General features: G+C 71.3%; 13 protein-coding genes and 1 pseudogene. 11 read left to right on the top strand and 3 right to left on the bottom strand.

Annotated elements, in window-relative coordinates:
* Positions 1-43: 43 nt before the first annotated feature.
* Positions 44-694, top strand: coding sequence for a hypothetical protein (locus ACIQU6_RS26345; RefSeq protein ID WP_403484143.1), 651 nt, complete (start codon positions 44-46; stop codon positions 692-694).
* A 394-nt stretch (positions 695-1,088) separates the two neighbouring features.
* On the opposite strand, the pseudogene ACIQU6_RS26340 reads toward ACIQU6_RS26345, so the two are convergent.
* Together ACIQU6_RS26340 and ACIQU6_RS26335 are read right to left on the bottom strand one after the other, a co-directional pair.
* A pseudogene (locus ACIQU6_RS26340) lies at positions 1,089-1,628 on the bottom strand (hypothetical protein); the annotation flags it as partial.
* A 273-nt stretch (positions 1,629-1,901) separates the two neighbouring features.
* Entirely contained in the window at positions 1,902-4,067 is a 2,166-nt protein-coding gene (locus ACIQU6_RS26335; protein WP_403484142.1) for a RecQ family ATP-dependent DNA helicase, read from the bottom strand.
* A gap of 124 nt (positions 4,068-4,191) precedes the next feature.
* On the opposite strand from ACIQU6_RS26335, the gene ACIQU6_RS26330 reads away from it, so the two are divergent.
* The 6 genes from ACIQU6_RS26330 to ACIQU6_RS26305 all read left to right on the top strand — a co-directional run bounded on the left by ACIQU6_RS26330 (position 4,192) and on the right by ACIQU6_RS26305 (position 13,365).
* The gene (locus ACIQU6_RS26330; RefSeq protein WP_403484141.1) at positions 4,192-5,724 is read left to right on the top strand and encodes a DUF4192 domain-containing protein; all 1,533 of its coding nucleotides are present in this window, start codon (positions 4,192-4,194) and stop codon (positions 5,722-5,724) included.
* Positions 5,725-5,940: 216 nt separating this feature from the next.
* Positions 5,941-7,935 carry a glycogen debranching N-terminal domain-containing protein gene (locus ACIQU6_RS26325; RefSeq protein WP_403484188.1) on the top strand — a complete coding sequence of 665 codons (1,995 nt, stop codon included), beginning with the start codon at positions 5,941-5,943 and terminating at the stop codon, positions 7,933-7,935.
* Between the two features lie 47 nt (positions 7,936-7,982).
* Positions 7,983-8,753 carry an NUDIX domain-containing protein gene (locus ACIQU6_RS26320; protein WP_403484140.1) on the top strand — a complete coding sequence of 257 codons (771 nt, stop codon included), beginning with the start codon at positions 7,983-7,985 and terminating at the stop codon, positions 8,751-8,753.
* Between the two features lie 732 nt (positions 8,754-9,485).
* The gene (locus ACIQU6_RS26315; RefSeq protein WP_403484139.1) at positions 9,486-10,466 is read left to right on the top strand and encodes a FadR/GntR family transcriptional regulator; all 981 of its coding nucleotides are present in this window, start codon (positions 9,486-9,488) and stop codon (positions 10,464-10,466) included.
* Positions 10,467-10,862: 396 nt separating this feature from the next.
* On the top strand, positions 10,863-12,419 hold the full coding sequence (locus ACIQU6_RS26310; protein ID WP_403484138.1) for an RNA polymerase sigma factor: 1,557 nt from the start codon (positions 10,863-10,865) through the stop codon (positions 12,417-12,419).
* 136 nt (positions 12,420-12,555) lie between these two features.
* Entirely contained in the window at positions 12,556-13,365 is an 810-nt protein-coding gene (locus ACIQU6_RS26305) for a serine protease (protein ID WP_403484137.1), read from the top strand.
* Positions 13,366-13,486: 121 nt separating this feature from the next.
* Here the strand turns inward: ACIQU6_RS26305 and ACIQU6_RS26300 are convergent, their stop codons facing one another.
* On the bottom strand, positions 13,487-13,717 hold the full coding sequence (locus ACIQU6_RS26300) for a hypothetical protein (protein ID WP_221911142.1): 231 nt from the start codon (positions 13,715-13,717) through the stop codon (positions 13,487-13,489).
* Positions 13,718-14,161: 444 nt separating this feature from the next.
* Here ACIQU6_RS26300 and ACIQU6_RS26295 point away from each other — a divergent pair, with 444 nt between their 5' ends.
* From ACIQU6_RS26295 to ACIQU6_RS26280, 4 genes are all read left to right on the top strand, one after another.
* The gene (locus ACIQU6_RS26295) at positions 14,162-16,282 is read left to right on the top strand and encodes a type IIA DNA topoisomerase subunit B (RefSeq protein WP_403484136.1); all 2,121 of its coding nucleotides are present in this window, start codon (positions 14,162-14,164) and stop codon (positions 16,280-16,282) included.
* Between the two features lie 158 nt (positions 16,283-16,440).
* On the top strand, positions 16,441-16,929 hold the full coding sequence (locus tag ACIQU6_RS26290; protein ID WP_403484135.1) for a DUF1453 domain-containing protein: 489 nt from the start codon (positions 16,441-16,443) through the stop codon (positions 16,927-16,929).
* A gap of 31 nt (positions 16,930-16,960) precedes the next feature.
* Complete coding sequence (locus tag ACIQU6_RS26285) at positions 16,961-18,127, top strand: sensor histidine kinase (protein ID WP_403484134.1); 1,167 nt, start codon at positions 16,961-16,963, stop codon at positions 18,125-18,127.
* Positions 18,124-18,810, top strand: coding sequence for a response regulator (locus ACIQU6_RS26280; protein WP_403484133.1), 687 nt, complete (start codon positions 18,124-18,126; stop codon positions 18,808-18,810). The genes ACIQU6_RS26285 and ACIQU6_RS26280 overlap by 4 nt, the downstream gene beginning before the upstream one ends.
* The last annotated feature ends 537 nt before the right edge of the window (positions 18,811-19,347 follow it).

The following is a 19,347-nucleotide window of genomic DNA, read 5'->3' as shown; positions in this document are numbered from 1 at the left end:
CCGCTGTCAATGTTCCGCACCTACGTTTGATAGACATCCCTTTATGCCTCTCATCCCCGAGGAGCCTCAGATTCACGAGAGTGTCCCGGGTCCCCGCGCAACTCCGGCCGCCGGCCGCACCGCGTCGACCCCCCGTCCTGTCCCTGGCCCCGGTCCCCGCCCCGCCCCGCCGCGAGGCGCCCCCGCGTCCAGCGCCCGTCCGGGCAAGCCCGGACCCACCGCCCCGCCCCGCGGGTCGGTTCCTGCCCCGCCGGCGCAGCGCACCGGCTCCCCGCAGCCTCCCGTCGCCACGACCGGCGCCGCCGAGGGTGCCCAACTCCAGTTGATCCCGGCACCTGTCGACGGAGCCGTCGACGCCGCCGACGAAGCCGTCGACCTGCTCCTGGACTCCGGTCGCACGCCGGGCGAGATCCTGGTGCTGACCACCGGCGAGAACCACCCGTGGGCGGCCCACGAACTGTCCTTCGGTGAGGCGTCCTACTGGGCGCAGCACGACGCTGCCGACGACGTGTTCTACGCGGACGCCGGCGCCGAACGCACCACCGGGCGGCCCGTCGTGATCGTCGCCGTCAACGAGGGCGACAACGAGGTCACCGCGCGGGCGTTGCCCGCCGCGATGGCCCGTGCCGGAGCGCTGCTGATCGTCTGCGGCGACCCGCAGCGGATCAACGCCGTGCTCGGCGCGAACGCCTGACCACCATCAGCCCGACACGGCCCGCCGGCCTCATGGCCGGTCGGGCTCGTTCGCGCGCCCGGACACCGCAGCGGCGTCAGTGGGCCACCGTGCGCCGGCGCGTTTCCGCCGCACCGCCGCCCGAACGCCGGGGCGCACCCCGGACGTTGCGCGGCTGCTCGCCCGGCGTCGCCGCCCGGACCGCCGGGACGCACTGCGGGGCCACCGGGTCCGGGCCGGCCGACCACCCCTGGGCGACGGCCTGCCCCTCCTCGGCCCGCGGGACTTGTTGAGGCGCGGCCCCCGAGGGAACGACGCCCTCCGGGGTGGACGCCCCAGCCGTGACGTCCAACACGCCGTCTCCGCCGGCCGCCTCGTGGTCCGGGCCGCTCCGCGCCGCGTCTGACCCGACCTCGGGCTTCGTGGGGGTGGGCGCCCTGGGCAGCCGCCCACCCCGCCCCTCGCCCAACACCTGCCAACGGTCCCTGGTCAGCGCGATATACGCCCCGCAGCGGAGCCCGTGCAGGGTGCAGGCGTCCCGCAGGCCCCACATCCACGCGCCGTCCGCCTCCGTCCAACGGAGCTCGCCCTCCCGGGAGTGGAGCAACACCGCCGTCCGGATGGGAGCGCGCAGCCGCAGATCGTGCGGGATGATCCGGCGAAGCTGCGCCAACAGCGCGTTGCGGTACGCCCAGCCGTCGGGGACCGTCGCCGGCGCGCCGAACGACGCGCTGGCGATGACTCGTTCTTGGGGGTCCAACACGGCCACGACCACCGTGCCGATCCCCGGAAGATGACGGGCGTGCAGATCGGTGACCACCTCACGGGGCGCGCGCAGCAGTGGAATTCCGGCCGAGGCCCACTCCGCCAACTCCAGCAGTCGCCCCCCTCGGGCGCTGGAGCCGTCCGACTCGGGCGGCGGTTCTTGCGGGGGCCGGGCGAATCCGAAGGTCATCGTCCTCCCTTCGTCTACGCGTCCGCGCTACGGGCCGCGACCCGTAGCACCGGCGCACCAGGGCACGCCCCAAGCGGACCGCGAACGGCCGGACACCGGGAAGCACTTCCCATTCTCGCGGCTCGTACAGGCATGCGGCAACGAGCAGTTCGACGCGCCCGGCCGGAAATATCTGCCGCGTCACCGGCATCCCTGCCCGTCGCAACCGCCTCTGATGCCCGGGCACCCCTTCCTTCCCATCCACCCCCATCAGAACCACCCCCTCGGTATCAACTAGCCCTGCACGGCCAGAACTAGTGGGAACACCGCGCCGGCACCGGCCCTCCGCAACAGCCGGGCGGCCACCGCCAACGTCCAGCCCGTGTCGGCGTAGTCGTCCACCAGGAGCACCGGGCCGCTCGCCGACGCCAGCGCCGCCGCGAGCTCCGGAGACAGCGACAGCGTGCTGTGCAGGGCCCGCAGCCGCTGGGCGCTGTTGCTCCGCGGAACCCTCGGCCCCGGACCGTCGTCGAGCGAGGCCACCGTGCCAAGGAACGGCATCCGGCCCACCGTGGCGATCCGTTCGGCGAGCGAGCGGATCAACTGCGGGCGGCTGTGCGAGCCGAGACAGACCACGCCCACCGGGCGCGCCGGGGCGTCCGCCGCGCCCGAAGCCCAACCCCCGGGCCCCTTCGCCCAATCCGCCAACACCGTCACCACCGCGGCCGCCACATCGTCGGGCACCGGACCGTCTGGCGCCTGCGGGGCCAGCATCGGCCGCAGGCGATTGCCCCACCCGATGTCCGACAACCGCCCCAACGCCCGCCCTGTCGAGGCCAGTTCACCCGCCGGGATTCGGCCCTTGAGGTCGACTCCCACGGCCGGCAGCCCCGTGGGCCACATCCGCCGCGGCTCCACCTCCACACCGGGGCGGCCCAGTTCGCCGCGGGCCGCGTCCAGCGATCCGGCGGACACCTCGGCCGTGAACCGCGGTCCCGCGCAGTTGTCGCACCGGCCGCACGGGGCCGCCGCCTCGTCGTCCAACTGCCGCCGCAGGAACTCCATCCGGCACCCGGACGCCGCCGCGTACTCCCGCATCGCCTGCTGCTCGGCCTCCCGCTGCCGCGCCACCCAGGCGTAGCGCTCCGCGTCGTACGCCCACGGCCGGCCGGTCGACGTCCAACCGCCCTTCACCCGCTGAACGGCACCGTCCACATCGAGCACCTTGAGCATGATCTCCAGGCGGGAGCGCCGGAGTTCGACCTGCGGCTCCAGCGCCGGCAGCGACACCGGCCGCCCCGCCGCCGCCAGTACGTCCAACGTCCGCCGCACCTGCTCCTCCGGCGGGAACGCCAGCGAGGCGAAGTACTTCCAGATCGCCTCGTCCTCCCGGCCCGGCAGCAACAACACCTCGGCGTGCTCGACACCGCGGCCGGCCCGACCCACCTGCTGGTAGTAGGCGATCGGCGACGACGGCGAACCCAGGTGCACCACGAACCCCAGGTCGGGCTTGTCGAACCCCATCCCCAGGGCGGACGTGGCCACCAGCGCCTTGACCCGGTTGGCCAGCAGATCGTCCTCGGCCTGCTGGCGGTCGGCGTTCTCCGTCTTGCCGGTGTACGACGCGACCACATGACCCCGGTGCCGCAGGAACGCGGTGACCTCCTCGGCGGCCGCGACGGTGAGCGTGTAGATGATCCCCGAGCCCGGCAGTTCGTCCAGATGGTCCGCGAGCCAGGCGAGCCGGTGCGCGGCGTCCGGCAACGGCAGCACGCCCAGGCTCAGGCTCTCCCGATCCAGCGGACCGCGCAGCACCAGGGCCTCCGCGGTGCCCTCGCCCGTCCCCAACTGCTCGGCGACATCGGCCGTCACCCGGGCGTTGGCCGTCGCGGTCGTCGCGAGCACCGGGACGCCGGGCGGGAGATCGGCCAGCATCGTGCGCAGCCGCCGGTAGTCCGGGCGGAAGTCATGACCCCAATCGGAGATGCAGTGTGCCTCGTCCACCACCAGCAGCCCGGTGGCCGCCGCCAGCTTGGGCAGCACCTGGTCACGGAAGTCGGGGTTGTTGAGCCGCTCCGGGCTCACCAACAGGACGTCGACCTCACCGGCCGCCACCTCGGCCTGGACGGTGTCCCACTCCTCGGTGTTGGCGGAGTTGATGGTGCGCGCCCGGATGCCGGCCCGCGCGGCCGCCTCGACCTGGTTGCGCATCAGCGCGAGCAGCGGCGAGACGATCACCGTCGGCCCGCTGCCGCGCTCCCGCAGTAGCGCCGTCGCGACGAAATAGACCGCCGACTTTCCCCAACCGGTGCGCTGCACGACCAGGGCCCGCCGGTGCTCGGCGACCAGCGCCTCGATCGCCCGCCACTGGTCTTCACGCAGCCGGGCCGCCCCGTCGGGATCCCCGACGAGTCGGCGAAGGACGGCATCGGCCGCGGCACGCAGGTCTTCGTTGCTCATGCCCCCATGCAACCCGATGCCACTGACATCGCGCGAACCCTCGCCGCGGGCTGTGGAAAACCGCCAAGCCGCGAGTTATCCACAGGGGTCGCGGAACACCGCTCGACCGCGGGATCTTCGAGCCATGAATCCGCACAGCGAACCGCACGAGTCCGGCAACGACGCCTCCCAGACCCACGCCCACCACGCCGACCGCATCGATCCCGACCGCCACGACGCCGGTCCCGCCGGCACCCCGCCCACCCCCTACGACCCGCCCGGCCCCGCCCTCTCCTGCGGCGCCGACGACCGGCCCACCGACCCGACCGCCTCCGGCGCCGGCCCGGCGCCCGCCGGCCCGCCCGGCTCCACAGACCCGGCCGCGAGCGCGCCCACCGAGCCGCAGGTCACCCTCCGCGGCCCCGCGGACCTCGCCGACGCGCTGCCGTACCTCCTGGGCTTCTATCCGGACGACAGCATCGTGATGGTCGCCCTGCACGGCGAGCGCGCCCGGTTCGGCGGCCGGCTCCGCCTCGGTATCCCCACCGACCCGTCGCACTGGCCCGATGTCAGCGACCAACTCGCGGACTGCCTGATCACCGGCGCCCGCAAGCGCTCCGGAAGCCTCGTCGGCATCCTCGTCTTCCTCTGCCACGAACCGGCCCCGGGGGAGAGCGGCCGGGACGTCAAGGAGCGCCTTCGGCCCCTGGCCCAGCGACTGCGTACCGCCTGCGGCGCCCTGGACGTCCCGGTCCTCGAAGCCCTCTGCCTCACCAACGGCCGCTTCTGGTCCTACTGTTGCCCCGACTACCGCTGCTGCCCCGCCGACGGCACGCCCCTGCTCCTGCCCGGCACGTCCGTGATGGCCGCGGCCGCCTCCTATGCCGGCATGCAGGTGCGCGGCTCCCTCAAGGAGATGGAGGCCCGCCTGGCGCCCCGCACCGGACCGCGCGGCGCCGACCAAGAGAAGGCGCTGGACGACGCGGCCGCCGAACTCCTGCCGCGGATGTTCCGACCGGACGGCGCCCTTGTCGTCCAACGGGACACCCTCGAACTGGCCGCCGCGATGATCCACCGGTTCCGCCAGGACACCCCCGCCGGCAGCAACCGCGCCCGGGACGCCTGCGACGACGCGCTGATCACCGACGCCGAGGCCGCCACCCTCATCCTCGGCCTCCAGGACCGCACCACCCGTGACCGGGCCGCGGAATGGATGGACGGCCCCGAGGCCGCGGCGGCCCTCCGGGTCTGGCGCGCCCTCGCCCGCCGCTGCGCCGGCGGCTACTCCGAGCACGCCGCGGCGCCCCTGACCCTTGCCGGCTGGGTCTGCTGGTCCATGTCGGACGGTCCTTCCGCGCGAGTGGCCCTCAGTCGGGCCGTGACCGTCGATCCCGACTGCGTCTTCGCCCAGTTGCTGCACCGCGCCATCAACGAGGGCCTGGATCCTGAGCCGTTGCGCCGTTGCCTGCGCGAGCAGCAGGAGGAGGCCGAGGACCCCGGTGCCGCCGAGGCGACCCCACCGGGCCGGCGACGGCCGGCGCAGCGAGCGACACCGTCCCGCCCGGGAGGCACCACCCGTCCTCGCGGCCCACGGGGCGGCACGGGCCCCGGCTCCCGCACGACCGGAGCCTCGGGCAGTCGTCGAGCGGGACGGGGTGGTGACCGAAGTCGGCGGTAACCGTGGGGAGATGGGGCGCGGCCGGCGTGACCTGGGTGCCGGCCGCACCGTTCAGCTTGGTGGCGCAGGCCGTACGGAGCCCGACCTCACCAGGGAGCGCAGAGCGTGCCAGGGATCGTCCCCACTACCCCACCGGCCCAACGAGTCACCGGAGACCGGCGCGTCCCGCCCGCCCGATTTCCCCAACCCCAGCCCGTCCACGCGGCGTTGGTCTGCGTGGCCCTGCCATCGCTCACCGTGTCGTCCGATACGGGGCAGTTGACCGGCCAGGGCCTGGACGGCTGCTACCGCGATGGCCGTCGGGTTCTCGCCCGCTGCGAGGTACGCGCCGCGGGCGGTGAACCGCTCGTCGTACAGGGGCAGTTGGTCGCCACGGACCGCGCCCGGTTCACCGGCGTGGTCCGCAGAACGGGCGAGCGCGGGCCGGATCCGGAGATCCGGATGGAACGGTTGCGGTTCGCCGACGGCACCGAACGGATCACCTTCCACAGCAGTGCCACCCGGCCCGTTCGCCTGCCGGTCGAGATCCACCTGAGCACCGACCTGGCGGACCTCGGTGCCATCGCCGTGGGTCTGCCCGGTCCCGAACTCCGCGCCGCTGTCCACGGATCCGGCCTGCGCTGGTCCGGCCGCGGGGCCCATGCGATGGTGACCGCCACCCCGGCCCCCCAGGATGCCCTGGCCTCCGCGGGCTTGCTGCGCTGGGAGTTGGACCTACCGCCCGGCGGCCGACGCACGCTCGAACTCCAACCCCGCCTGGAATACGACGCGGGCGGCCCACAGCCCCCGGCGGGTCGGGTCGGCCGCATCATGGTCCCCGGCCCGCGCACCGGGTCCACCGGGCCCCGCGCCCGCAACGAACGACCGCCGCGTTCATGGTCCGCAGCCCGCCTGGAGTGCGACGACCACCGGGCCGACGCCCTCATGGCCGGTAGTCTCGACGACCTCCACGGCCTGCTCATGCGCGACCCGGCCCTGCCCGCGGACGTCTTCGTCGCCGGCGGCTTCCCCTGGCGCTGCGGCCTCGCCCCCGCCGAGGCCCTCTGGGCCGCCCGGATGCTGCTCCCGCTCGGCACCCGGCTCGCCGCCTGCACGCTGCGCACCCTCGCCCGTACCCAACAGGCCACCCCAGGGGCGGATTTCGGCCGAATTCCCGGCTCCCTCCGAGACGCCGGCCCGCACGCTCCGCCCGGCTGCACCGGTATCGAAGCAACCCTCCTCTTCCCGACGGTCCTTGCCGAGGCCCGCCGTTGGGGCCTGCCCGACCAGGAGACCGAGCGACTGCTGCCCGCCGCCGAACGCTGCCTCCAATGGCTCCGCACGGCCATCGACCCACGGGGCGGCGGCCGCGGCGGCTACCTCCCCGACCCCGCGCCCGACGGCCCCTACCGCTGCGAGACCCAGGCCCATGCCCATCGCGCCGCGGTGCTCGGCGCCGACCTCCTCGACGCCTGTGGATCACCCGGTGCCGCGGCACTCCGCGACTGGGCCGCGGACCTCCGCGCCCGCTTCCGCACCGACTTCTGGTTGGAAGACCGCACCGGAGGCCGCCCAGTCGCCCTGCTCACCGGCGACGGCCGCCCCGTGCCGCACCTCGGCGCCGGCGCCGCCCACCTCCTCGACACCGGCCTGAGCGGCGGCGGAACCTTCGCCCCCGGTCTGTTGGACGCGCCCCAGACCGACCGACTCGCCCGCCTGCTCCGCGGCCCCGCCATGGACACCGGATGGGGCCTGCGCGGCCTCGGCGCCAAGGAGGGTGGCTACAACCCGTTCGGCCACCGCAGCGGAGCGGTCCGCGTCCACGAAACCGCCGTCGCCGTCGCCGGGCTGGCCGTCGCCGGCCACGAAGCCGCCGCCGGTGCCCTCGCCAGGGGCCTCCTCGATGCCGCCGAGAGCTTCGGTCATCGCCTCCCCGAGATGTTCGCCGGCGAACAACGCACCGCCAACGCCGTCCCCGTCCCGCATCCGGCGGCCTGTCGCCCCGCAGCCGTCGCCGCCGCCGGCGCGGTGCACATACTCGTCGCCCTCGCCGGCCTGCGCCCCGACGTCCCAGCCCGAACGGTTGCCGTCCGCCCACTCGGCAACGCCCCGCTCGGCGCGATGCAACTGACCGGGCTCACCCTCGCCGAGCAGCCCTTCGCCGTCCGGATCAGCCGGCTCGGGATGGGCATGGTCGAGGAGGCCGCGGACGGTCTGCAACTGGGGTCATGAGGGACGCAACGCCTGTTTATCGTCAAGCGGACGACTATGATCGCGACATGCCTCCCTACGACCCGTCGGCCTTCCCGCCCTTCGCTGTCACCGTCGACCTGGTCGTGCTCACCGTGCGCCGCCACGCCCTGTGCGCGCTGGCCGTGCGCCGTGGCGAGCCGCCGTTCCAGGGCCGCTGGGCCCTGCCCGGCGGATTCGTCCGCGCCGACGAGGACCTGGCGGAGGCGGCCGCCCGGGAGCTCGCCGAGGAGACCGGCCTGCACGCCTGCCCGCCGGAGGGCACCCCGCCCCCCGCGTACGGCGCGCACCTCGAACAACTCGCCACCTACGGCGACCCCAAGCGCGACCCCCGCATGCGCGTGGTCAGCGTCGCGCACCTCGTTCTCGCCCCCGACCTGCCCGCCCCCCGGGCCGGCGGCGACGCCCACAGCGCACGCTGGGCCCCGGTCGAAACCCTCCTGGGCCAGGAGGGCAACACCCACGCCCGCGAAGGCGAACTGACCGCACCCCTCGCCTTCGACCACGGGCGCATCCTCTCCGACGGAGTGGAACGCGCCCGCTCGAAGATCGAGTACTCCTCGCTCGCCACGGCCTTCTGCCCGCAGGAGTTCACCGTCGGCGAGCTGCGCCGCGTCTACGAGGCGGTCTGGGGCGTCGCCCTGGACCCCCGCAACTTCCACCGCAAGGTGACCGGCACCCCCGGCTTTCTTGTGCCCACCGGCGGTACCACCACCCGCCAAGGCGGCCGCCCCGCCCAACTCTTCCGCGCCGGCGGCGCGACCCTCCTCAACCCGCCGATGCTGCGCCCCGAGGTCTGACCCACCACCCGCGCCCGCCTGCCCCGGTACCGCAGTACGGCAACCAACCACAGGCCAGCCCGACATCGAGGCGCACCCGCAACCGTCGCGCCAACGCGCCCCAGGCCGCCTGCCGGCGTGGCAAGACGCCCACTGGCCACCGCCGCATCGCACCGCCGCCACCACGCCCGCCCCGGCCCGCAGTTCCCCGCGACGTCAACGAACTGCCTCCGGGGTCACCGCCCTCGGTGACCCCGGAGGCGCAGCAACAGGCACCAACCTCAGCAGCCTGCCCAGCACAGCGACTTGGCGCCCCGGTGATCACCCGTCACTTCAGCACCCACCGAAACGACATGAACTCCCGCTCGCTGAGCAACACCAGGCGCGCGGTGTCCTACCCGCCAACTCCTTTGCCTGCTCGCCCCGCTGGCTCCAGACCGCCACCGCGAGTCCCACCACTCGCCACGCCGAGTCCGCCCCACCCTCCACGCGCCCCCTCCACCTCCCGCCGGCGACCGAAACGCGACACCGGGTGGGGCGACGTGTCCAACACCCGCCCCGCACAGGGATGTTGTCGACTTATCGCTGACTGCGCTTATGTGTTCACCGTGCTAACGGGCCAGCGGCTCTGACCGGCCAAAACGCCCGGTTCCAGGCCCCGTTGTTGCACCCCTTGTCCACAACTCGCCGCCGAAAGCGCATTTCTTTCCGATAAAGCGTCAATTGCGAGATAACGGGCGATCACCCTTTCGTGTGCTTTTCACCAAAGACCTCAAGGCCGTTCGGAGCGACGCCGACAAAGGATGCGTGAGTACCCTTGCGCACACCATGATGACCGCGGCTCGCCCCGGCGACACCGGCCTCGCAGGCCCCGGCGAGCTTGACCGCTACCCCTACGCCAACGCCGCCAACGCCACCGGCCAGGACCGCGCAGAGCGCGTCTCGTCGGTCTGGGAAGGCTCCGAGTCGGACATCGGCCGGGTCGGCCGGCGCGCGGCGGGCAACCGCGGCCGTGGGCTCCACGGCCAACTCGTCCAGCAGCTCGGCCAGATGATCGTCTCCGGTGATCTCGGTGCCGACCGTCCGCTCGTCCCCGAGGAGATCGGCCAGCGCTTCGAGGTCTCCCGCACCGTCGTCCGCGAGTCCCTGCGCGTCCTCGAAGCGAAGGGCCTAGTGAGCGCGCGCCCCAACGTGGGCACGCGGGTGCGTCCGGTCAGCGACTGGAACCTCCTCGACCCCGACATCATCGAGTGGCGCGCCTACGGGCCGCAGCGCGACGACCAGCGCCGCGAGCTGTGTGAGCTGCGCTGGACGATCGAGCCGCTCGCCGCCCGTCTCGCCGCCGGCCACGGTCGCGAGGACATCCAGCAACGGCTCGCGGACATGGTCGAGATCATGGGCCACTCCGCGGCCCAGGGCGACTCCATGACGTTCGCCCGCGCCGACGCCGAGTTCCACACCCTGCTCCTCCAGCTCGCCGGCAACCGCATGTTGGAACACCTCGCCGGCATCGTCACCTCCGCTCTGCACGTCTCCGGCGGATCCGGCGGTTGCGAGCGGCCGGTCGAGACGTCCGTGGGGCAGCACATGAGGGTTGTCGACGCCATCGGTTCCGGTGACGCCACCGCCGCCGAATCCGCGATGCGCCAGCTCCTCGCCGCCCACAGCGACGCCACCGGCCAGGGTGCCGGGGCGCCCGTGGACCACGTCGTCCCCGCGCCCCGCGAGCACTGAGGGCTCGTACCCCGAGCACGTGCGGACCGTAAGCACCGCGCGACCTCGCGTCCCCCACGGACCCGCCGAGGACGCGCCATACGCACCGAAGGAGCTCAAGATCGCCGGATCCGGGATGTCGACCGGATCCGGCGGAAGGCTTTGGGAGGATTGCATGGCATATGACGGGGAAGGGGTCGTTATGGGGTGTGACTCGGGCCACGCAGATTGGCCGTAACGCTCTCCGGGGAAGCGCGATGACGTAAGAGGTGATAGCCGAGGAGGGAATACGAGCGGCGTTCGTGGCGCTGTTCAACTCCCCGGTTGCCCCTGCGCCGTCGGTCCATCCCCACCGGCGGTCGTCGGCTCCGACCCACAGTGGACGGGGTCGGAAGCCGTTTCCATCGTTCCGAGAGGTTGTTCGTGTCGGCCAGCACATCCCGTACGCTCCCGCCGGAGATCGCCGAGTCCGAGTCTGTGATGGCGCTCATCGAGCGGGGAAAGGCAGATGGGCAGATCGCCGGCGATGACGTGCGTCGGGCCTTCGAGGCTGACCAGATTCCGCCAACCCAGTGGAAGAACGTTCTGCGCAGCCTCAACCAGATCCTCGACGAGGAGGGTGTGACGCTGATGGTCAGTGCCGCAGAGGCGCCCAAGCGCACCCGCAAGAGCGTCGCAGCGAAGAGTCCGGCGAAGCGCACCGCCACCAAGACCGTCGCGGCCAAGACCGCCACGGTGAAGAAGACCACCACCGCGTCGGCCGCCGCCTCCGTGGCGGACGCGGACCCCGGTGAGTCCGAGGCCGCACCTGTGAAGAAGGTTGCGGCGAAGAAGGTGACCGCCAAGAAGACGGTCGCGAAGAAGACCACGGCTAAGAAGGCCACCGCGAAGAAGACCGCGGCCAAGAAGGACGTCGACGACCTGCTCGACGACGAACTGACCGAGGAGACCCCGGCACCCGGCAAGGGTGAGCCCGCCGAGCCCGAGGGCGCCGAGAACGCCGGCTTCGTGCTGTCGGACGAGGACGAGGACGACGCCCCGGCCCAGCAGGTCGCCGCGGCCGGCGCCACCGCCGACCCGGTCAAGGACTACCTCAAGCAGATCGGCAAGGTCCCGCTCCTCAACGCCGAGCAGGAGGTGGAGCTCGCCAAGCGCATCGAGGCGGGTCTGTTCGCCGAGGACAAGCTCGCCAACAGCGACAAGCTCGCGCCGAAGCTCAAGCGCGAGCTGGAGATCATCGCCGAGGACGGCCGCCGGGCGAAGAACCACCTGCTGGAGGCCAACCTTCGTCTGGTCGTCTCCCTGGCCAAGCGGTACACCGGTCGCGGCATGCTCTTCCTGGACCTGATCCAGGAGGGCAACCTTGGTCTGATCCGCGCGGTCGAGAAGTTCGACTACACCAAGGGCTACAAGTTCTCGACCTACGCGACGTGGTGGATCCGCCAGGCCATCACCCGCGCCATGGCCGACCAGGCCCGGACGATCCGTATCCCGGTCCACATGGTCGAGGTCATCAACAAGCTGGCCCGCGTCCAGCGTCAGATGCTCCAGGACCTGGGCCGCGAGCCCACCCCGGAGGAGCTGGCCAAGGAACTGGACATGACCCCCGAGAAGGTCATCGAGGTCCAGAAGTACGGCCGCGAGCCGATCTCCCTGCACACCCCGCTGGGCGAGGACGGCGACAGCGAGTTCGGTGACCTCATCGAGGACTCCGAGGCGGTCGTGCCGGCCGACGCGGTCAGCTTCACGCTCCTCCAGGAGCAGCTTCACTCGGTGCTGGACACCCTCTCCGAGCGCGAGGCCGGCGTGGTCTCCATGCGTTTCGGTCTCACGGACGGCCAGCCCAAGACGCTCGACGAGATCGGCAAGGTCTACGGCGTCACCCGTGAGCGGATCCGCCAGATCGAGTCCAAGACGATGTCGAAGCTGCGTCATCCGTCGCGCTCTCAGGTGCTGCGGGACTACCTCGACTAGCCCCAACGGTTCCGAACGCGTCGCGAGCCCGGCGCTCCACCTCGTGGAGCGCCGGGCTCGCGGCCGTCCGGGTGCGGGGCGCGTCCGTTTGGCTCACTCTGGGTGGGCGACCGCTGTCCCAGAGTCAGGAGTCCGTATGCGCCCGACCGTACGAGCCGCCCTCGGGGGCCTTGCGCTGATACTTGCCGTGCCGGCCTCGGCGGCCGCGGACGGGTCGGTGGTCGGGGGCAAGCCCGTCCGCCCCTCACAGAGCCCCTGGGCGGTGGCCCTGACGTCGCACCAGCGGTTCGGGGACAAGCGCTCCGGACAGTTCTGCGGCGGCGTGCTGGTCGGGCACGCAACGGTCGTGACGGCTGCGCACTGCCTGGGCCGGGAAGTCCTCGGGCTGCCCTGGCGGGAGGTGAAGGACCTCAGGGTCGTCGTCGGGCGTAACAACCTCTCCGGCAAGGGCGGCCAGGAGGTCAAGGTCGCGAGGGTGTGGGTCAGTCCGAACTACAACACCTGGACCAACGAGGACGACATGGCCGTCATCACTCTGGAGAAGCGGGTCCCGAACCAGCCGATATCCATAGCGCAGCGGAACGACAGTGCCTACGCCGCGGGGAGCGTGGCCACGGTCTACGGGTGGGGTGACATGACGGGCGACGGCAGCTACGCGTCACGGCTGCGGGCGGCGCGGGTGAACGTCCTGGGGGACACGGTGTGTGCGCGGGCGTACCCGGGCAGCGCCGACGGCACGTTCAAGGCGGCTTCGATGCTGTGCGCCGGGGAGCCCAAGGGCGGGCGGGACGCCTGCCAGGGGGACAGCGGCGGGCCGCTAGTGGTGCACGGACGGTTGGTGGGACTGGTGTCGTGGGGGACGGGTTGCGGGCGCGCGGGCAGCCCCGGTGTCTACACGCGGGCGTCCGCGCTGCTCCCGGCGGTGCTGGCGCACGGTGACGGCTGAGTGGTGCCGAGCCCCGGCGAGGGCCGTAACGGACGAGTGCGGGCGGCCTTCCCGATGGTGCCGGGAAGACCGCCCGTCGCACGGCGGTGTGCCGCTACTCGCTCGTCGTGGATGCGATGTGTCAGCGTTCCTCGTCGGACGCGGACTTCGGGGTGGTGGTGAGCCGCTCCGTCTCGTCCTGTATTTCCGCGGCGATCTTCTTGAGTTCTGGCTCGAACTTGCGGCCGTGGTGGGCGCAGAAGAGCAGTTCTCCGCCGGACATCAGGACGACGCGCAGGTATGCCTGGGCGCCGCAGCGGTCGCACCGGTCAGCGGCCGTCAGCGGGCTCGCGGGTGTCAGAACAGTAGTCACGTCGCCTCTTCTCTAGCTCGACGAGCTGTCGTACCAGGGTCAACATCCAACCAGGCCGAAAACGTTCCCGCTCGTGCCTTTTCCTCGAAAAAATTCTTCGAGGGGGCCGGGTGCTGCCGGGTGGCGGCGAATGAGCCGTATTGCGTGGTGGTCTGATTCACGTTGGTTGGTGAAGTCTGCCCTCCCGGCTGGCTTGCCGGTCGTTGATGAGGACGTGCCCGGAGCCTAAATGGTTCATGCCTCGAAGGGAACGTGATGTGCACGTCACTCGGACGTCACCCCAACGAGCGATCGAACGTACGAACGAAATTCTACTACCATGGTCACGCTCACGGGTGGCGTCACATCGGCTCTACTGGGCCTCGGTACCCTCTCACCGGCGACACCGCCACAACCGAGTCCGCGGAATGCGGACTGCCAGAAATTCAGCGAGGAGCGAACCGCGTGACCGCCGAGATGTCCGTGCCGTCCACCGCAGTGCTGACCGGGGCAGACCGGGACGGTTCTAACTACACCGCGCGGCATCTGCTCGTCCTTGAGGGCCTGGAAGCCGTCCGGAAGCGTCCCGGCATGTACATCGGCTCGACCGACAGTCGTGGCCTGATGCACTGCCTGTGGGAAATCATCGACAATTCCGTCGACGAGGCGCTCGGCGGCTACTGCGACCACATCGAGGTGATCCTCCACGGCGACGGGTCCGTGGAAGTACAGGACAACGGCCGCGGCATTCCCGTCGACGTCGAACCCAAGACGGGGCTCAGCGGCGTCGAGGTCGTGATGACCAAGCTGCACGCCGGTGGAAAGTTCGGCGGCGGGTCGTACGCCGCCTCCGGCGGTCTGCACGGCGTCGGCGCCTCCGTGGTCAACGCGCTCTCGGCGCGACTGGACGTCGAGGTCGACCGCAGCAGCAAGACGCACGCGATCAGCTTCCGCCGCGGCGTGCCCGGTGCCTTCACCGGGTCCGGCCCGGACGCGACGTTCGAGCCGGCCAACGGGCTGCACAAGGGGAAGCGCATCCCCAAGACCAAGACCGGTACCCGGGTGCGCTACTGGGCGGACCGGCAGATCTTCCTCAAGGACGCCAAGCTCTCCCTGGAGACGCTGCACGCCCGCGCCCGCCAGACGGCCTTCCTGGTGCCGGGCCTGACCCTCGTGGTGCGCGACGAGCGCGGCATCGACGGTGCCGGCAAGACGGAAGAGACGTTCCGCTACGACGGCGGCATCAGCGAGTTCTGCGAGTACCTCGCCCAGGACAAGGCCGTCTGCGACGTCCTGAGGCTGAGCGGCCAGGGCACCTTCAAGGAGACCGTGCCCGTCCTCGACGAGCGCGGCCACATGACCCCCACCGAAGTCACCCGCGAACTGGGCGTCGACATCGCCCTCAGGTGGGGCACCGGCTACGACTCCACGCTCAAGTCGTTCGTCAACATCATCGCCACCCCCAAGGGCGGCACCCACGTCGCCGGTTTCGAGCGTTCGGTGGCCAAGACCGTCAACGAGGTGCTGAGGTCCAGCAAGCTGTTGCGCGTCGCCGAGGACGACGTCGTCAAGGACGACGCCATGGAGGGCCTCACCGCCGTCGTCACCGTGCGGCTCGCGGAGCCGCAGTTCGAGGGGCAGACCAAGGAGGTGCTCGGCACCTCCGCCGCCTCCCGGATCGTCGCCCAGGTGGTCAGCAAGGAGCTGAAGGCGTTCCTGACCTCCACCAAGAGGGACGCCAAGCAGCAGGCGCGCTCCGTCCTGGAGAAGATCGTCGCCGCGGCCCGCACGCGTATCGCCGCCCGGCAGCACAAGGAGGCGCAGCGGCGGAAGACGGCGCTGGAGTCGTCTTCCCTGCCGGCCAAGTTGGCGGACTGCCGCAGCGACGACGTCGATCGCAGTGAGCTGTTCATCGTCGAGGGCGACTCGGCGCTGGGTACCGCCAAGTTGGCGCGGAATTCGGAGTTCCAGGCGCTGCTGCCGATCCGCGGCAAGATTCTCAACGTCCAGAAGGCGTCCGTCTCGGACATGCTCAAGAACGCCGAGTGTGGGGCCATCATCCAGGTCATAGGAGCTGGATCCGGCCGTACCTTCGACATCGACGCGGCTCGCTACGGCAAGGTCATCTTCCTCGCCGACGCCGACGTCGACGGCGCGCACATCCGCACCCTGCTGCTGACCCTCTTCCAGCGCTACATGCGGCCGATGGTCGAGCAGGGGCGGGTCTTCTCCGCCGTCCCGCCGCTGCACCGCGTCGAGCTGACCAACCCCAGGAAGGGCCAGGACAAGTACATCTACACGTACTCGGACAACGAGTTGCGGCAGACCCTCCTGGAGCTCCAGCGCAAGAACGTCCGCTACAAGGACAGCATCCAGCGCTACAAGGGCCTCGGTGAGATGGACGCCGACCAGCTCGCCGAGACGACGATGGACCCGCGCCACCGCACCCTGCGCCGGATCAACATCGGCGATCTCGAAGCCGCGGAGAAGGCGTTCGACCTGTTGATGGGCAACGAGGTCGCTCCTCGTAAGGAGTTCATCACCAACTCCGCGGCCACTCTGGACCGTTCGCGCATCGACACCTGAGCCGGTCGCGGCCTCGGTACGGGCGCCTCTCCACCCGCGGGTGGAGAGGCGCCCGCCGTCTTTTCCACCCGGGTCCCACCCTGGCGCCGATCCGGGGGCAGGTGGGTCTCCGTAGCGTCGGGAACGTCGAGATTCACCGTCCCACGGAGGCCCAGGCCATGAGCGGCTGGCTCAATATCGCTGTCCTCATCGCGGTTGTCGCGTTCGTCTTCGCGCGGCAGTTCACCGCGCAGCGCATCACGTCGGAAGGCCGGAAGTGGTGGCTGATGCCGGCCATTCTGTTCTTCATGGCGGTGCGTGAGCCAGGAATCCTGGACCCCACCCACCGCACCGTCTCCGTGGCCCTCCTGATCGCAACGCTCCTGATAGGACTGGCCAGCGGCGCCGCATGGGCGTGGACCACGCGTATCTGGACCGACGAGAGCGGCGCGGTGTGGACCAAGGGAACCTGGGCGGCGGCCGGTGTGTGGCTCTGCGGGATGGTGCTGCGCTTGGGCCTCATGGGCATTGCCGCTGCCTGGGGTGTCCACCAGGGCAGCCCGGCGACGCTGATGTCCGTGGCGGCGATGTTGCTCACCCGGTCCGGAGTGACCGCCTGGCGGGCTCAGGGGATGCAGCGGACGTACCGTGTCCCTGTCGCGGGCTGAGCCCCTGCGCCACGCACCGAAAGGACACCACGTGCCGCCGAACGCCTGGACGAGCTGGCCGCTACGGGAGTCCCTCTCCCGCGCGGGCCTCAGCGAGACTCGTCTCTGGCTTGGTCGCGGTACCCGTGCCGCGGTGGTTGCGGGTCTGCTCTGGAGCACCTTCGCGGGCGGGACCTTCTCCGGTTGGGGGCTGGCGGCGGCGGCCGCCGTGCTGTTCGTCACCATGCTGGCGTTCTGGGGCCTGTTCCGGATGACCCTGGAGCGACGGCTCTTGCCGGCTCTCGCGCTGTACGCCGTACTGGAGGCGGCTGCCCTCGGCTTCCTGTTGGTCGGTGCCCGCTTGCCGGCGACCGTCCTTTGGTGTGCCTGCGCCATGACAGCGATTGAGCGGCTGCCCCTCGTCGCCGCGGTGCCGTGTTCCGCCGCGGCACTCGGCGCGTTCGCCGTGGTCAACAACGACAGTTGGTTGACCACCACCGTGACCGCTACCGGCTTGGCCCTGGCCGGCTACGTGGTACGCCTGGACGCGGAGGCCCGAGGCAACGCCCAGCGGTTGTTGACCCAAGAGCGCGCGGCCCGCAAGGCCGAGGCCGAAACCGCGGCGTTCGCCGAACGCGGCCGGATCGCCCGAGAGATCCACGATGTCCTCGCGCACAGCCTCAGCGCCCAGTTGGTGCACCTTGAGGCGGCTCGGCAGTTGATCCAACGCAGTGCCGACCTGGAGGCCGACCGCGAACAGTTGCTGGAGCGGGTGGTGGCGTGCCGCGGAATGGCCCGAGAAGGGCTTGACGGCACGCGTGAGGCCCTTTCCGCCCTGCGCGGGGAGATGGTCCCGGTCGAGGACTTCCTGCGCCGTCTGACGGCCGCTGAAGGCGCGCAACTGGACGTCACGGGTGCCGCACGTGCACTGCCCGCGGAGGCGGGACTTGCGGTCCGACGGGTCGCCCAGGAGGCACTCACCAACGTGCGCAAGCACGCACCGGGTGCCCATGTGAGCGTGTGGCTGGAGTATTTCGAGGGTGAAGTGGGGTTGGTGGTGCGGGACTTCGGCGGACGTGGCAAGCCGGGTGAACTTGCGCGGAGCGGTTCCGGGTACGGTCTCCTCGGGATGCGGGAGCGCGCCGAACTCCTCGGCGGAACGCTGGAGTCCGGCCCCGATGAGGAGGGTTTTGTGGTGCGGCTGCGGGTGCCGGCATGACGGGGCGTACGACGGCGCGCGTGGTCGTGGCTGACGACCAGACGGTCGTGCGTGAGGGAATCGTGATGCTGCTGGGACTGCTGCCGGGAATTGAGGTCGTCGGTTCGGCCGCAGATGGCAACGAGGCGATCTGCATGGTCGCCGAACTGGCCCCGGACGTCGTCCTGATGGACCTACGGATGCCACGTTGCGACGGAGTCGAGGCGACCCGTCGCATCCGTAAGGAACACCCTGGCACGCAGGTCGTCGTGCTCACCACGTATGCCGACGACGACTCGCTGTTCCCCGCTCTGCAGGCCGGCGCCCGGGGCTACCTCACCAAGGACGCGGACGGCGACGAGATCGTCCGTGCCATCGACGACGTGTTGTCGGGCGAGGCCGGGCTGTCGCCGAAGATCCAACGTCGTTTGCTGGAGCGTCTCGCCGAGCCCGTACGCAGCCGCCCCGAGCCCCCTGCCGAGCCTCCGGACGGGCTGACCGCACGGGAGGTGGACGTGCTGCGCCTCGTCGCGACAGGGCAGAGCAATCCGGAGATCGCCCGTACGCTGCATGTCTCCACGGCGACGGTGAAGACGCACATCAACAACCTTTTCACCAAGGCGGGGCTGCGCGATCGGGCGCAGGCCATCCACTATGCGTATCGGCACGGCCTGGCGGAGCCTCCGGGGATGCCGGAGCCGTAGTTCGGAGAGGTGGGCTTCGGGCCTGTCCGGCTTCGAGCGTGGGGCTGGTGCTGGCAGTTCGGGGCGTGCGGCGGTCTCCGTGCTGGGGCAATTCGCGTCTCGCGGCGGGGAGTAGGCCCTCTGTTGTGAGGGCTCATGGCATGGGCAATTGAGGCCGCGGTGTTGGCCTGTCGCGGGACGGCGTGGAGTTATCCACAGGCTCTGCGATAGCGGATTGTGTGTGCGTAGCCTCGCAGGGTCAGGTTCGAAGGTCGGCGATCCGTCTCCTTGTGGCGATGGCTGGTGCCGAGCGCGCTGCGCTGAGACAGGTGAGAAAAGCCGGTCTGGGTGCGCGCGGGGGAGCGTGCGGAGGGGGAGTCAGAGATGTTGTGGGTTGTGGGAGCCGGTGCGGGGGCGCTGGGGGCGGTGCCGAGGGGTGAGAGGAGCCGTGGTGCGGCGCTGCGAGCTCTGGGGCCGTCGTTCGGCCTGGGGTTGGTTGCGACGCTGGGACTGGCGTTGGGGGCCGCGCTGGCGTGCGCAGTGGGGGTGGGCGGGGGA

The organism is Streptomyces sp. NPDC090442 (assembly GCF_044769405.1).
In the GTDB taxonomy this organism is placed as follows: Bacteria; Actinomycetota; Actinomycetes; order Streptomycetales; family Streptomycetaceae; genus Streptomyces.
The sequence above is the reverse complement of the archived record's forward strand: the minus strand, read 5'-3'. Positions and strand labels throughout refer to the sequence as shown.